Here is a 13,684-nt window from a genome sequence, read left to right as displayed (position 1 = left end):
TGTTATGCCATCATGTCCACCGCGCACCATAGAAAGAAGCAGCCCTTGTTCGTCCGCCAGCAGTTGCTGGAGGTCGCGGCGCGGCTTGCTTCGGAAAAGGGGATGACGGCGGTGACGCTGGACGCCGTTTCCGGCGCCTCCGGTGTCAGCAAGGGTGGATTGCTGCATCACTTCCCCAGCAAGCACATGTTGCTGGAAGCGCTGTTCGACAGCCTGCTGGAGCGGCTGGATGCTGCGATCGAGGAAGCGATGCGCGCCGATCCGCTGCCGCATGGCCGCTTTACCCGCGCTTATCTGCATGCCTGTCTGGCGCTGCGGGACCAGCCGCAGGGCGCCAAGGATTGGGCGCAGGTGACGATGGTGCTGCTCACCGAGCCGCAATTGCGGCAGCGGTGGCATGAGTGGGTGCGCGAGCGCAGCGAGGAATATGTCGGTACGGACTCCTCGGTGGATGCGGCAATCGTCAGATTGGCGGCCGACGGGATATGGCTCGCCGACCTGCTCGGCAGCCACGAGTTGGACGAGAGCGCCCGCCAAAGGCTGATCGACCGGTTGATCGAGCTGACGCAGCTCTAACCTTATCGGAGACAATGGAATGGCGAACGCATCGGTCTATGCAATGCTGCTGGTCGCGATCGTGCTGGAAGTGATCGGCACGACGGCGTTGCAGATGTCTCAGCAGTTCACCCGCCTCGGCCCGACAGTGGTTTTGGTGATCTGCTATACGGCCGCCTTCTATTGTCTCTCGGTGACGTTGCGGGTCATCCCGGTGGGTATCGCCTATGCTATCTGGAGCGCGCTCGGCATCGTGCTGATTTCGATGGTGGGGGTCGTGCTTTTCCGCCAGAAACTCGACCTTGCTGCCGTCATCGGCCTGGGTCTGATCATTGCCGGCGTGCTCGTCGTCAATCTCTTTTCAAAATCCGTGTCGCACTGAAAACACAGGTGTTGTTTATGGTCGTTTTTGTCTTTGTCAAATTCGCGGGGAGGCTTTATCTCTTGCCCCGAACGGGCTGATGGAAGCTTGAAGTACGGCGCTTTCCCAAAGCGCTTTGGATCGCGTAACCCATTCAATTTCAATGGTATAAGAGGAGTGCCGTAATGACTATTCGTGCCGTCGTTTGGGGCGAGAACATTCATGAGCAGACAAACAAGGTCGTCGCCGAGATCTATCCGGAGGGCATGCACAACACCATCGCCAAGGCACTGAATGCCGATGCGGGTATCGAGGCGACCACGGCGACGCTGCAGGAGCCGGAGCACGGTCTCAGCGAAGCCCGTCTGAAGGATACCGACGTCCTGTTGTGGTGGGGCCACAAGGATCACGGCGCCGTCAAGGACGAAATCGTCGAGCGCGTGGCAAAGCGCGTGTGGGAAGGCATGGGCCTCATCGTCCTGCATTCGGGCCATTTCTCCAAGGTCTTCAAGCGACTGATGGGCACGCCCTGCGCGCTGAAGTGGCGCGAAGCAGGCGAGCGCGAGCGCCTCTGGGTCATCAATCCCCGCCATCCGATCGCAGCCGGCCTCGGCGAGCATTTCGAGCTCGAGAATGAGGAAATGTACGGCGAACAGTTCTCCGTTCCGGAACCGCTGGAAACCGTGTTCATCTCCTGGTTCCAGGGGGGCGAAGTCTTCCGTTCGGGCATGACCTGGCGCCGTGGCGCCGGCAACATCTTCTACTTCCGTCCAGGCCACGAGACCTATCCGACCTATCACAACGGCACCATTCAGAAGGTTCTGATCAATTCCGTGAAGTGGGCCCATAACCCGCTCGGCACTCAGGTCAGCATCCATGATGCGCCGAATGTGCCGGTCGAAAAGGCACTGGAGCCGATCGTCGAACGTGGCCCGAAACTGCACCAGGCCGGCGAAGCCGGTTATCGCTGAGGTATCAGATGCGTCTCATAGTAGTTGGCACGGGCGGCATGGCGAAGAACCATGTGGAGCATTTCGCCCGCATTCCTGGCGTCGAAATCGTCGGCGCCGTCGATACGGATGCGACGAGGCTCACCGCCTTCTGCGACACGTTCGATATCAAGAAGCGCTTCTCGTCGCTCGACGAGGCGCTCACCTGGGGCGAGTTCGATGCGGCGACGAATGTCACGCCGGATAAGGCGCACCACCCGACGACCCTGCCGCTGCTTGCCGCCGGCAAGCATGTTCTCTGCGAAAAGCCGCTTGCGGAGAATTATGAAAAGGCGCTCGAGATGACGGAAGCTGCCGAAAGGGCGGGGGTCGTCAACATGGTCAACCTGACCTATCGCAATGTCGCGCAGCTGCAGAAGGCGCGCGAGATGGTGATTTCGGGCGAAATCGGTACCGTCAAGCATGTAGAGGCGTCTTACCTGCAGAGTTGGCTTGTCTCCAAGGCCTGGGGCGACTGGCGCAGCGAATCCAAGTGGCTGTGGCGTCTGTCGACCGGTCATGGCTCGAACGGCGTTCTCGGCGATATCGGCATCCATATCCTCGACTTCGCCGCCTATGGCGCCGCGACCGATATCGATCACGTCTTTGCCCGTCTCAAGACCTTCGCCAAGGCGCCGGGCGAGCGCATCGGCGAATATACGCTCGATGCAAATGACAGCTTCTCGATGTCGGTCGATTTCGCCAACGGCGCGCTTGGCGTCGTGCATGCAAGCCGCTGGGCGACGGGACATTTGAACGAGCTGAAGCTTCGCATCTATGGCGAGCGCGGCGGACTGGAAGTGAACCATAGCCCCAACGGTTCCGAACTGCGGGGTTGCCTGGGCGATGATACGGAAACGGCGACCTGGCGTGTTCTTGAAGTACCTCCGGTGCCGACCAACTACCAGCGCTTCGCCGAGGCTGTGATGACCGGCAGCAGCCAGGACCCGAGCTTCCGTCACGCAGCCAACTTGCAGCGCGTGCTGGATCTTGCCATGGTGACGGAAGTTGAACGGCGCGAACTGAAGGTCTGATATCACAGTCAGCCTTCAGGCAGGGCCTTGGGAGTGCACGCATGTCTACCGAGGAAAAAGTGGCCAGCCACTATACGCACGGATCGCTGGAAGCGGCGATCCTGCAAAGCCTTGCGGCCGACGGCAAGGATGTCGACAATCTTCGCATCCGCGATCTGGCTGATATCGATGAATTCCATCTGGGGCGACATGCGGCGACGGTGGATTTCGCGAGAGATCTGGATCTTTCCGCCGGCCTGCGCCTCGCCGATATCGGCTCCGGGCTCGGCGGGCCTGCCCGCCATTTTGCCGACTCGTACGGATGCATCGTATCGGGCATCGATCTCACCGAAGAATTCGTTCAGGTCGCCAATTCGCTGACGGTTCGCTGCGGTCTCGCGGACCAAGTCTCCTTCCGGCAAGGCAGCGCCTTGGCATTGCCCTTCGATAGCGGCAGTTTCGATCGGGCGACGCTCATTCATGTCGGCATGAATATCGAGGACAAGGCGAGACTGTTCTGGGAGATCAGGCGCATTCTCAAGCCGGGCGGCCGTTTCGGTCTCTATGAAATCATGCAGATGCGTGACGGCACACTCCCCTTTCCCATGCCCTGGGCTATGGAGCAGGAGACGAGCTTCGTCCGTAGCCCCGATGTCTATCGTCATCTGCTCGCCGAAGCCGGCTTCACGGTTGAGTTTGAGCAGGACCGCAGTGCTCTCGTAATCCGGCTGGCGCATGAAGCGCGAGCCAGGGCCGCTGCGGCTGGCGAGGTGCGAGACCAGGGTGTCCGTACGCTGATGGGTCCGCGGGCTGGCGAGCGCATGAGCAACGTCAACGTGTCGGTCGAGGGCGGCCTGCTTGCGCCGATCGAGATGATCGCCCGGGCGGTGTGACGGCTGCTGTCCGTTGACAGCGGCGGGCCTGTTTCTGTATGGAAAATACAACGGTAATGGATTTCTGCCGGGCCATGGTGGCCGAACCGCTGCTCTGATTTTTCCAGAGAAGCTGATGACTCCTACTCAGCGCGCCTGAAAGGCGAAGGAGTAGAGCCATGCCTGTTATCTTACCGTTATCCCACTGTTTCTTGTTCACCGTCCCCGGAAGACCGCATGCTGGCTTCGCGGGAGGGGCAAACTGATGTCCGTATCCGCCTATTTTCATCATCGTTTTCAGCAATTCCGCAGCCTGTTCAAATGGATCGTTCTCGTGGTGCCGATGGCTGTGGTCGTCGGCTCGCTCTGCGCGCTGTTCCTCTGGAGCTTGGACAAGGCGACAGCCGCGCGCTTCGATCATCCCTGGCTGATCTTTCTTATGCCGGTTGCCGGTTTCCTGATGGTGCTGGTTTACCAGCGCTTCGGCCGAGGCTCGGAGGGCGGCAACAATCTGATCGTTGACCAGATCCATGAGCCCGGCGGCGGCGTGCCGCTGCGCATGGCGCCCTTCATCCTGGTTTCGACGGTTCTGACGCATCTGGTCGGTGGTTCTGCGGGACGCGAAGGGACGGCGGTGCAGCTTGGCGGCAGCATTGCCAGCGCCTTTGCGAGAGTTTTTCGACTCAGCCATGGCGAGATCCGCATTCTCCTCATGGCGGGCATTGCCGCCGGCTTCGGTGCGGTCTTCGGCACACCGATCGCCGGCGCCGTCTTCGCTCTCGAAGTCCTGACGATCGGGCGGATGCAATATGAGGCGCTGATCCCGAGCCTCGCTGCGGCAATCGCGGCCGACTGGACCTGCCATGCCTGGGGCATCGAGCATATCCAGTACCACATCAGCTATCTCACCGGCACTCCGGCCAGCACCTTCCACCTCGATGCGCTGCTGCTCGCCAAGGTCGGACTTGCCGGCGTCATCTTCGGCTTGGCCGCACGTTGCTTCAGCGAGCTCTCTCATGCTGCGTCTGCGGCGTTCAAACGGTTCTGCGCCTACGCGCCGTTACGGCCTATCATCGCCAGTGCAATCTTGATCGGTCTCGTTTACCTGCTCGGCACGCGGCAATATCTCGGGCTTGGCGTCTGGTCGCCCAACCCAGACGATGCGACGATCCTCGGCTTCTTCGATCCGGCCCGCGTCGATTACTGGAGCTGGTTCTGGAAGGTAGTCTTCACCATCGTAACGCTGAGCGCCGGCTTCAAGGGCGGCGAGGTGACGCCGTTGTTCTTCATCGGTGCCGCGCTCGGCAATGCGCTTGCCGCCATTCTCGGTGCGCCGGCCGATCTTTTTGCCGCGTTGGGCTTTGTCGCCGTTTTCGCTGGCGCGACCAATACGCCGCTTGCCTGCATGATCATGGGCATCGAGCTCTTCGGCGCGACGCACACGGTCTACCTCGCTGTCGCGTGCTTCCTTGCCTATATCTGCAGCGGCCATACCAGCATCTATCTGTCCCAGCGTCTCGGCATAGCCAAAAGTGCTTCCGATAATATCCCAGCCGACATGCCGATTCGCCATATTCGCGAACACCGTGTGAAGACGCGGCGGGGAAATGCCGATAAGACCGAAGAGGTTTGACGCGAGGACGGTTGGAGGTTGTCGTGCTCTATCTTATCGTGTTTCTCGGTGCCGGATTAGGCGGTGCATTCCGTCTCGGTATCAACGAGCTTGCTGCCCGCCTGCTCGGGATCGAGTTTCCAGTCGGCACGTTGATCATCAATGTGCTTGGTGCCTTCATCATGGGGCTGCTGACGGAGTATTTCGCTTTTCGCGGCGGTATGTCGCAGGAGATGCGGTTGTTTCTGACAACAGGCCTTCTAGGTGGATTCACGACGTTTTCGACTTTTGCGCTGGAGAGCGTCGTGCTCTGGGAGCGCGGTCAATGGATGTCAGCCATCGCCTATATCGGCCTGTCCGTTTTCCTATCGATCGGGGCTCTGATGGCAGGGCTTGCAATTGTCCGGCTAATAATTCAGGCTCAAACGGCACAGTGATTGGAGATCGGCAGATTTCGCCGCATTTTTGCCGATTCTGAGGTGAATCCCTCTCGAGAATCGCGGAGATTTATTCCACGACAAACCACCGCTCGTTGCGAACGGACTCTCTTGCGAAATTCGACTAATCAACTCATATAATCGCCTATTAAGATCACCGCATAACACAAGGAGTCGGGCGTCGATCAGGATAAGCACCGGCAAAGCATTCCCAATGACAAGCCTGTTCTCGCTCCGGGATTCGCATGCGGATTCCCCGGGCAACTTCCTCCCGGACCGCACCGCCCCAAAAGACAGACATGACGGAGAGTCCCTTGAGCGCACCTGCTCCCACTTCCAACCAATCTCCTGCTCCGGAACAGACCTTCGGCACCGCCGGCATCGCGCCGATGGACCGCCCGAGCGCCATGACCCGCTTTTTCATGGGCATCGTTGCCTGGGCCGAAAGCCTCAACCTGAAATATGCCAAGCTCGGCAATCCGCCGGTCTATGACACCGCGACTTTCCCCTGGGCGGCCGAGATCGAGAAGGATTATCCGGCCATCCGCGCCGAGCTCGAAAAGGTTCTGCTGCGCCAGAGCGAGCTGCCGACCTTCCAGGACATCTCTACTGACGTGAAGACCATTTCCACCGATACGCGTTGGAAGACGTTCTTCCTTCTCGGTTTCGGCGTGAAATCCGAGCAGAACATCAAGGCGTGCCCGAATACCTGGGCGGCCGTGCAGAAGATTCCGGGGCTGACGACGGCGATGTTCTCGATCTTCGAGCCGGGCAAGCATCTCCCCGCGCATCGCGGCCCCTATAATGGCGTGCTACGCCTGCATCTCGGCCTCATCGTGCCGGAGCCGAATGACAAGCTCGCCATCCGCGTCGACAAGCAGGTTTGCCACTGGCAGGAAGGCAAGGCGCTGATTTTCGACGACGCCTATGAGCACGAAGCCTGGAACCACACCGACAAGACCCGCGTGGTGCTTTTCGTCGATTTCGTCAAGCCGCTGAAATTCCCAGCCCGTTTCGTCAACTGGGCCCTGATGAACCTGGCGATCTTCACGCCCTTCATCAAGGAAGGTCTCGATAATCACAAGGAATGGGAAAAGAAGTTCTACGCCGAAGCCGAGGCGTTCAGAAACCGTCCGAAGCCCTGATCGCGTCGACCGTTTAGCTTCATAAACCCCGATCTCTCTGAGGGAGGCCGGGGTTTTGTTTTATTCAGTTGCGCGCAGCCGCAGGGAGGCGTCCAGAGAGTGGGACCCTGCCTATTTCGCCGTTCGCACGATTGCAGCGCCTGCCGTCATGCCGCCACCGAAGGCCACGAGCCCAAGGTTCAATGGTTCGGAGCGCTCATTGGCGACATGCAGCATGGCAAGCGGAATGCTTGACGAGCTGGTGTTGCCATAGGTTTCAATGACGCTGAGGGCCGGGCGGCCGCTGCGCTTGGCGATCGTATCGATGATGCGCTGGTTGGCCTGGTGCGGCACCAGAAGATCGAGGTTGGCAAGCTCGATGCCCGCATCGACGCAGGCGTTTTCGATCGAGCGGGTCATCGAATGTACGGCTTCGGTGAAGACCGAGCGGCCGTTCATGGCAATGACGCCATCGTCCGGCAGCGGAACATAGAGCAGGTCCCCCGGTTCCGGTCGGCCGCTGACGATCGGGCGGCTTGCGGTGAAGAGTGGGTTGCGCGCCATGTCGCGGCTGGTCACGAGGCTGGCGGTCGCGGCGTCGCCGAAGAGGATCGCGGTGGAGAAATCATTCATGTCGAGCAGCGGCGACAGGACTTCCGAGGTGATGATGAGCACCTTGGCGTCGTTCTGCTGGGCAATGAAATCATAGGCTTGCTGCAGGGCGTAGAGATAGCCGGAGCAGGCCGCACCCATGTCATAGGCCGCAAGTGAAGGCCGCACGCCGTCTTCGGCGACGGCAACCGCGACGCGGCTTGCGAGCGACGGCGTGGCGATGTCAGGCGTGCCGGTGGCGGCGATCACCAGATCGACATCGTGAATCGACATCTGGTTCTGCCTGAGGAGATCGCGCGCCGCCTTGGTGGCAAGGCTCAACGTGCCTTCGTCGGGTCCGATCCAGAATCGGCTCTTGATGCCCGTCAGCGCCAGGATTTCGTCGGCCCGGCGGTTCGGCCAATTGTGGATGATTTCTTCGTTGGTGACGCGGCGGGCACCGGTCGCGATGCCAATGCCGTTGATGACGACTTCCGAGAAGCTGCCGGTATGGCGGCGCAGCGCCGGGATGACATGCGATTTCAGCCGCCGCAGCACGAATTTGTTTTGGATTTCAGAGGCGAGCGCGAAATTCTGCTCGCTCAGATCGCGATTGGCATCGACGGTCAGAAGCGGGCTGTCCGTGGCGATCTGGTCGCCGACCTTGGCGAAGACTTCCTGCACGACGCCGCCGATATTAGCGCAGATCTCGACCGAAGCTTTCGTCGCCTCGACGACGGCAACGAGCTGGCCGACTTCGATCTTGTCGCCGGGCTTGACGAGCATATCGGTCACCAGGACGTTTTCGTCGGCGGGGCCGGAGCCGATGGCCTTGATCGCTGCCGTCGGGCCGCTGTCATCCTCTTCGTGCCAGGTGACCTCGCATTCGAGAACCTCTGCCATCAGGTCCACCAGCTTGCGATAGGAGGGCAGGGTCTCGAGCTGATTGCGGAAATTGAAGGGAATGTGAGCGTCCGAGCGGGCAAGCCGGCGCACGACGACCGGGACATCGGTCTTTTCGGTGACGGTCGCGATGATTTCCGCGCCCATGCCGACTGTGCGGTTGTCTTCATGCACGACGATCAGGCGGCGGGTGCGCCGTGCACTCGCCAGCACTTCCTTCTCGTCCCAGGGCGAGATCGAGCGTAGATCGATCACCTCGACGGAGAAGCCCTGAGCCTCGAAAGCGCTTGCGGCATTGGCGCAGAGCGAAACGGTGTTGCCGTAGCTGACGAGGGTAATGTCGCGACCGCGGGTAACATGGCGCGACAGGCCGGGATGGACGAAATGCTTGTGCAGATCCTCGGAGGTGCGGCCGTCGGAATTGTTGAGTACGGCCTTCGGATAGAGGAAGACCGTCGGACGTCGCGACTCGAAGGCGGCATTCAGCAGACCGGCAGCATCGCCGGCGCTGGAGGGCATGACGACATCAATGCCGGGCGTATGCGCCAGCATTCCCTCGAAGCTCTGGGCATGGAAGGGGCCGAGACCGGGCTTGTAGCCGCCGCAGCTCACCATCAGGATGACGGGTGCTTCCCAGGCGCCATTGCTGCGCCAGAACATGCTGCCCATTTCCGAGACGATCTGGTTATAGGCAAGCGGCAGGAAATCTGCGAACTGCAGGAAGGCGACAGGGCGCTGGCCGGCCAATGCGCGGCCGACGGCGGTGCCGACGATTGTCGATTCGGTGAGGGCGGCGTTGTGCACGCGGTCGGGATATTTCGTGCTGAGGCCGCGTGTCACACCGAAAACGTCGCCCTTCGGATCCTCGATATCCTGGCCGAACAGGACGACGTCGGGATTTGCGGCCAGCTGCTTGTCGAGAACGACATTCAGCGCCTCGCGCATCGTCAGTGTCGATGCGGTCTCGTTGCCGCGATATTCCGCCTTGCCATTGAACGATGCGGGGTAGGGAGCCTTAGCTTCCGGCTCCACCTTCGGAGCGTCTTCTTTGCGGGCAAGGGCGGCTTCAGCCTGCACTTCCGCAATCAGTTCCTGTTCGATCTTCTGTAGCGCATCGGCGTCGACACCGGCTTTGTGCAGCATTGCCCGCAGGTTCGGCAGCGGATCGCGCGAAGAGCCTGCCTCGATTTCGAGCAGGGTGCGATAGGTCTTCTGATCGTCGGCGTTGGTATGATCGGAAAGGCGCTCGACGTTCAAAAGCACGATGCTGGGCGTGCGGCTGTTGCGGCTATGGCGCACGGCCTGGTGGAAGGCGTCGCGGGATGCTGTGAGATCGTCGCCATCCGTGCGGATGATATCGATGCCGTAGAAAGAGGAGGCGGGGCCGGCGGGCAAATCGAAGAAGGTCTGCTTGCCGGTGCGTGTCGAGATGGAGAAGCTGTTGTCCTCGATGATGAAGACGACAGGATATTGGCTGCGCACGGCTTCGGCGACGGCTTCGAGGAATTCGCCCTGCTGCGTGGTGCCGTCGCCAACGCAACAGATGGCGATCGGCATTCCCGGCTTGTGCTTCAGGGATGCTGCGACGCCAACGGCATGCAGAGCATTGTTGCCGACCGGTCCGACGATCGATGTGATATTGAGGGCGCGGGAGGAAAGATGCGCGCTCATCTGCCGGCCGGCGGAATGGGAATTGGCTGTCGCAAGCAGGCTGGAGAAGAACTCACGAATGGGCATGCCGCGTGCCAGCATGAGGGCTTTGTCGCGATAATGCAGATGCAGCCAATCGTCGTCCTGAAGGAATTCGTTGAGAAGCGCCGTGGACTCGTGTCCGGCGCCGGAAACATGGAAATGTGCTATGCCCTGCTTGATGAATTCTCTCTCAAGACGGTCTATTTCTCTGGAAACGAAAAATATTCTGTGAAGTTGCTTGAGGTATTCTGTTGTAAACCTCCCTTCCATCTCAATGATTTTCCTAATCTTTCGTCTAAAACCGCTGGAGGGACCTAGGTAGACCCCTAGGCTGCCTTTTTCAATACACGTTAAATGACAATATTTTCTCGGTTTGAAACGGAAATAAGTGAATTATCAGGCTGCAAATTTTCGCGATGTTTCTATCCGTGGTCACGCACCCGTCCGCGCGTGGCGCGATTGGCACCGTTTATCGAAAGCGATCCTAGCCTGATTTGCGGATTTTAGCGTTGGCGTTCCGCCCTGCCGCAGCGGCCTTTGCGGCCTGTTCTTCCTGAAGGATCAGTTCCTTCGGCTTCTTGCCGATGATCTCCTTGCGGCCTTTCCGGGAGAATGGCTGCGCGAGTTGAGCGAGGAAACCCTTGGCGACCTTGCCGGTGATGCCGATATCCGTGGAGGAGGGGCGCGGCGGGTTATGGAAGGTGCCGAGAAGCTGATCCCAGATCACGAGGTTTTCCCCATAATTCGTATTGCCTTCGGCAAGCACCTTGGAATGATGCCAGCGATGCAGGCGGGGAGTCGAGAATATGAGATCGAGCGGGCCGGTGCGCATATCGACATTGCAATGCGTCAAGAGGCCGATGAAGGCCGTGACCGCGCCGATCCAGAGGAAGACCGGTAACGGCGCACCGAGCAAATAAAGTGGGATCTGGCCGAGCGCGATCTTGAAGAGTGTATCGATGAAGTGGAAACGGCCGGTGTTGATGACCCAAAGACGCTCGACGCTGTGATGAAGGGCATGGAAGCGCCACAGCGACAGATGCTCATGCGCCAGGCGGTGCGCCATATAGAGACCGAACTCCGCAATTACGAGGCCGAGCACCACCTGGAAGGCCATAGGCCATTGATCCGGCCAGAAATGCGAATGGTAACTGAGCGCCGGCTGCGCGACCGTCGCGACGGCCATCGGAAAGGAGGTCCCGATCGCAGCGGCGATCTGCACGCCGCCCTTGCTTAGCAGCGTATGGGCGATATCGTTGAAGGTCTCGCCATCGCGCTTCTGCCAAGTCTTCTCGTAAGGCATCAACCGCTCGAAGAGGGCGATGATGGCTACCGTCGAAAGATAGACGACATTGAACCAGAGAAGATGCATATCCGACCGGAAGGCGAAATAGGCTCCCGTTAGTCCACCGCATAGGATGGCTGGCCACAACAGGGAGGAAACAGCAGCGTAAAGACGCGAACTGCTTTGAAATGTCATTCCATCATCCTCAGATTCTGATCGGCGAAATAGCGCGTGAATATGCGCGATATGTAGCGCGATGATTGTGGAGTCGAAAGCGAAATTTTTCCTGTGGTCGGCAACAGGCAGTTGGGTAGGAGATCGAGACATGCGCATAGAGCAGGCGGCAGGCGAACATCTGGAGGCGTGGGCTCGGTTGCGCTTCGAACTTTGGCCCCATAGTTCGCTCGAACATCATCGGGCGGAACTGGCGCAATTTCGCGCTCATGAAAATGCTTCTGCGTTTGTCGCGATCGATTCTGCCGGTCATGTCGTCGGTTTTGCCGAAGCGACATTGCGGCATGATTACGTCAATGGCTGCGAGACTTCGCCGGTCCTGTTTCTGGAGGGCATCTATGTGCGTCCCGAAGATCGGCGCGGAGGGGCGGCGCGGGCGCTTTGCCAGGCTGTCGCCGCATGGGGGCGGGAGGCTGGCTGCACTGAGTTTGCCTCGGATGCACTGATCGACAATCTTGCGAGCCACGCCTTTCATGGCGCGCTCGGTTTCGTCGAAACCAGGCGCGTGGTCTACTTCCGAAAGCTGCTTTAGGCCGAAGCCACAGGACTGTGCCTAGCCGAATGTCAATTTCGTCTTCTGCTGGCCAGCCTCGTCGAAATTCTCCGGGCTCAGCCAGCGCTCGTAGCCGGCCTTAAGGCGCGGCCAGTCGGCGTCGATCATGGCGAACCAGGCGGTGTCACGGTTCTGGCCCTTGGCGACCATGTGCTGTCGGAAAATGCCTTCGTAAACGAAGCCGAAACGCTCGGCTGCCCGCTTCGAAGGTTCATTGAGATTGTTGCATTTCCATTCAAAGCGGCGATAGCCGAGCGTGTCGAAGACGTAGGATGCGAACAGATAGAGCGTTTCGGTCGTCACGCGGCTGCGGGCAATGGCAGGTCCCCACAGGATGCTGCCGATTTCGATGACGCCATGCGCGTTGTCGATGCGCATCAATGCCTGTCGGCCCTCGGCGCGTCCGGTCCGCTTGTCGATTGTCGCGAAGAAGAGCGGATCGGCGCTGGATGCGGCTTTCTCGAGCCAGGGCGAAAAGGCGGCGCGATCGGCCGGGGCATCCTCGAAAAGATAGCGAAAGCGATCTTCCGCGCCGGGTGCGCGGGCCGAGGCAAGGAGATCGTCGCCATGACGGGCCGTGTCGAGCGGCTCGATCCGGGTGTAGTGGCCTTCAAGGGCGATGCGCTCGGGGCGGGCGACGCCCTTCCAGTTCGTCAGATCCATATCAAAGTCCTTTGGTCATTAAATGTAGTTCAGCGAAGCCGGCCGGATTGTATCAGGTCTGCTAGGGATTGTGGCAGTTCCATTCCGTCGGGCATGCCCGGTGCCGGTTGCGGTGGCACAAGTTGGCTTTCGATGGGCAGGATGCCGGCCCAGACGGGATGATCCGCTTCGTCCATATCGCCCGGCGGCCCATTGCGGATCTTGGCGGAGGCCTCGTCGATTTTCATCCGCATGACCGAAGTCGCCTTGACCTCCTGCTTGGTCATCGGTCTCAGGCTATCCCAGCGGCCGGGAAACAGGTCTTCGATCAGGCGGCGCAGTGCATCGGTCTTTTCCTCGATGTCATCGACGAGACGGGCCGTGCCGAAAACCATGGCCGAGCGATAGTTGACCGAATGGTTGAAGGCCGAGCGGGCCAGCACATAGCCGTCGATGATGCTGCAGGTCAGACAGACCGGCGTGTCTTCGGCGGCGCGCAGGAAGCGGCTGGCAGACGAGCCGTGCCAATAGACGTAATCGCCTTCGCGCCAGTGCAGGGTCGGCGTCACATAGGGCGCACCGTCGATGACATAGCCGACGTGACAGAGCGGGGAGGCATCCAGAATGGCGTGGACATCGGCATGGGCGTGGCTGCCGCGCTTCGGGCTGCGCCGCACGCGGGTGCGCTCGGTGGTCGGGTAGGTCTTGGCGTCGGGCGGATAGTGATCGGCCATGTCTTCCTCACAGATCGGACGTTGATCTCTGCCAGAAAAGAGGTAGGCTATAAACGGCCAGTTTTTTGATTTTTAGCAGACCAGTTG

General features: G+C 60.0%; 13 protein-coding genes and 1 riboswitch. Of the genes, 9 read left to right on the top strand and 4 right to left on the bottom strand.

The window, feature by feature from the left end:
• Positions 1-12 precede the first annotated feature (12 nt).
• The 8 genes from ACK83U_RS10785 (at position 13) to ACK83U_RS10750 (ending at position 6,984) form a co-directional block, all read left to right on the top strand.
• Positions 13-576 (top strand): TetR/AcrR family transcriptional regulator, encoded by a 564-nt coding sequence (locus tag ACK83U_RS10785; protein ID WP_112411521.1) that lies wholly within the window; start codon positions 13-15, stop codon positions 574-576.
• A 19-nt stretch (positions 577-595) separates the two neighbouring features.
• Positions 596-937, top strand: coding sequence for an SMR family transporter (locus ACK83U_RS10780; protein WP_112334874.1), 342 nt, complete (start codon positions 596-598; stop codon positions 935-937).
• A 164-nt stretch (positions 938-1,101) separates the two neighbouring features.
• Complete coding sequence (locus ACK83U_RS10775; RefSeq protein ID WP_112604580.1) at positions 1,102-1,887, top strand: ThuA domain-containing protein; 786 nt, start codon at positions 1,102-1,104, stop codon at positions 1,885-1,887.
• An 8-nt stretch (positions 1,888-1,895) separates the two neighbouring features.
• Positions 1,896-2,939, top strand: a complete 1,044-nt coding sequence (locus tag ACK83U_RS10770) for a Gfo/Idh/MocA family protein (RefSeq protein ID WP_112334872.1) — start codon at positions 1,896-1,898, stop codon at positions 2,937-2,939.
• Between the two features lie 41 nt (positions 2,940-2,980).
• The gene (locus ACK83U_RS10765; protein ID WP_112604583.1) at positions 2,981-3,811 is read left to right on the top strand and encodes a class I SAM-dependent methyltransferase; all 831 of its coding nucleotides are present in this window, start codon (positions 2,981-2,983) and stop codon (positions 3,809-3,811) included.
• 43 nt (positions 3,812-3,854) lie between these two features.
• Positions 3,855-3,943, top strand: a riboswitch (Fluoride riboswitch).
• A gap of 112 nt (positions 3,944-4,055) precedes the next feature.
• On the top strand, positions 4,056-5,423 hold the full coding sequence (locus tag ACK83U_RS10760; RefSeq protein WP_112604585.1) for a voltage-gated chloride channel family protein: 1,368 nt from the start codon (positions 4,056-4,058) through the stop codon (positions 5,421-5,423).
• A gap of 23 nt (positions 5,424-5,446) precedes the next feature.
• The gene (gene crcB / locus ACK83U_RS10755) at positions 5,447-5,839 is read left to right on the top strand and encodes a fluoride efflux transporter CrcB (protein ID WP_112605594.1); all 393 of its coding nucleotides are present in this window, start codon (positions 5,447-5,449) and stop codon (positions 5,837-5,839) included.
• Between the two features lie 299 nt (positions 5,840-6,138).
• Positions 6,139-6,984, top strand: coding sequence for an aspartyl/asparaginyl beta-hydroxylase domain-containing protein (locus ACK83U_RS10750; RefSeq protein ID WP_112334869.1), 846 nt, complete (start codon positions 6,139-6,141; stop codon positions 6,982-6,984).
• A gap of 111 nt (positions 6,985-7,095) precedes the next feature.
• Here ACK83U_RS10750 and ACK83U_RS10745 read toward each other — a convergent pair whose 3' ends face one another.
• Both ACK83U_RS10745 and ACK83U_RS10740 read right to left on the bottom strand, forming a co-directional pair.
• Positions 7,096-10,419: a thiamine pyrophosphate-dependent enzyme gene (locus ACK83U_RS10745; protein ID WP_112604588.1), complete on the bottom strand. Its 3,324-nt coding sequence runs from the start codon at positions 10,417-10,419 to the stop codon at positions 7,096-7,098.
• 214 nt (positions 10,420-10,633) lie between these two features.
• The gene (locus tag ACK83U_RS10740) at positions 10,634-11,629 is read right to left on the bottom strand and encodes a sterol desaturase family protein (RefSeq protein ID WP_112604591.1); all 996 of its coding nucleotides are present in this window, start codon (positions 11,627-11,629) and stop codon (positions 10,634-10,636) included.
• 130 nt (positions 11,630-11,759) lie between these two features.
• On the opposite strand from ACK83U_RS10740, the gene aac(6') reads away from it, so the two are divergent.
• Positions 11,760-12,200 (top strand): aminoglycoside 6'-N-acetyltransferase, encoded by a 441-nt coding sequence (gene aac(6') / locus ACK83U_RS10735; RefSeq protein WP_112604594.1) that lies wholly within the window; start codon positions 11,760-11,762, stop codon positions 12,198-12,200.
• 21 nt (positions 12,201-12,221) lie between these two features.
• On the opposite strand, the gene ACK83U_RS10730 is transcribed toward aac(6'), so the two are convergent.
• Both ACK83U_RS10730 and ACK83U_RS10725 read right to left on the bottom strand, forming a co-directional pair.
• Positions 12,222-12,884, bottom strand: a complete 663-nt coding sequence (locus tag ACK83U_RS10730; RefSeq protein WP_112604596.1) for a GNAT family N-acetyltransferase — start codon at positions 12,882-12,884, stop codon at positions 12,222-12,224.
• 29 nt (positions 12,885-12,913) lie between these two features.
• A complete protein-coding gene (locus ACK83U_RS10725) occupies positions 12,914-13,597 on the bottom strand; it encodes a pyridoxamine 5'-phosphate oxidase family protein (RefSeq protein ID WP_112604599.1) in 684 nt (227 codons plus the stop codon).
• Positions 13,598-13,684: the final 87 nt, after the last annotated feature.

The organism is Rhizobium sp. WW22, assembly GCF_047041135.1.
Classification (GTDB): Bacteria; Pseudomonadota; Alphaproteobacteria; order Rhizobiales; family Rhizobiaceae; genus Rhizobium.
This window is presented reverse-complemented; position numbering and strand designations above follow the sequence as displayed.

Excerpts from the sequence above, each read along its gene's own strand:
- ACK83U_RS10770 (WP_112334872.1), top strand. The coding sequence starts at position 1,896 with ATGCGTCTCATAGTAGTTGGCACGGGCGGCATGGCGAAGAACCATGTG.
- ACK83U_RS10745 (WP_112604588.1), bottom strand. The coding sequence starts at position 10,419 with ATGGAAGGGAGGTTTACAACAGAATACCTCAAGCAACTTCACAGAATA.
- ACK83U_RS10785 (WP_112411521.1), top strand. The coding sequence starts at position 13 with ATGTCCACCGCGCACCATAGAAAGAAGCAGCCCTTGTTCGTCCGCCAG.
- ACK83U_RS10780 (WP_112334874.1), top strand. The coding sequence starts at position 596 with ATGGCGAACGCATCGGTCTATGCAATGCTGCTGGTCGCGATCGTGCTG.
- ACK83U_RS10760 (WP_112604585.1), top strand. The coding sequence starts at position 4,056 with ATGTCCGTATCCGCCTATTTTCATCATCGTTTTCAGCAATTCCGCAGC.
- ACK83U_RS10725 (WP_112604599.1), bottom strand. The coding sequence starts at position 13,597 with ATGGCCGATCACTATCCGCCCGACGCCAAGACCTACCCGACCACCGAG.
- ACK83U_RS10730 (WP_112604596.1), bottom strand. The coding sequence starts at position 12,884 with ATGGATCTGACGAACTGGAAGGGCGTCGCCCGCCCCGAGCGCATCGCC.
- ACK83U_RS10740 (WP_112604591.1), bottom strand. The coding sequence starts at position 11,629 with ATGACATTTCAAAGCAGTTCGCGTCTTTACGCTGCTGTTTCCTCCCTG.
- ACK83U_RS10775 (WP_112604580.1), top strand. The coding sequence starts at position 1,102 with ATGACTATTCGTGCCGTCGTTTGGGGCGAGAACATTCATGAGCAGACA.
- ACK83U_RS10750 (WP_112334869.1), top strand. The coding sequence starts at position 6,139 with ATGACGGAGAGTCCCTTGAGCGCACCTGCTCCCACTTCCAACCAATCT.
- ACK83U_RS10765 (WP_112604583.1), top strand. The coding sequence starts at position 2,981 with ATGTCTACCGAGGAAAAAGTGGCCAGCCACTATACGCACGGATCGCTG.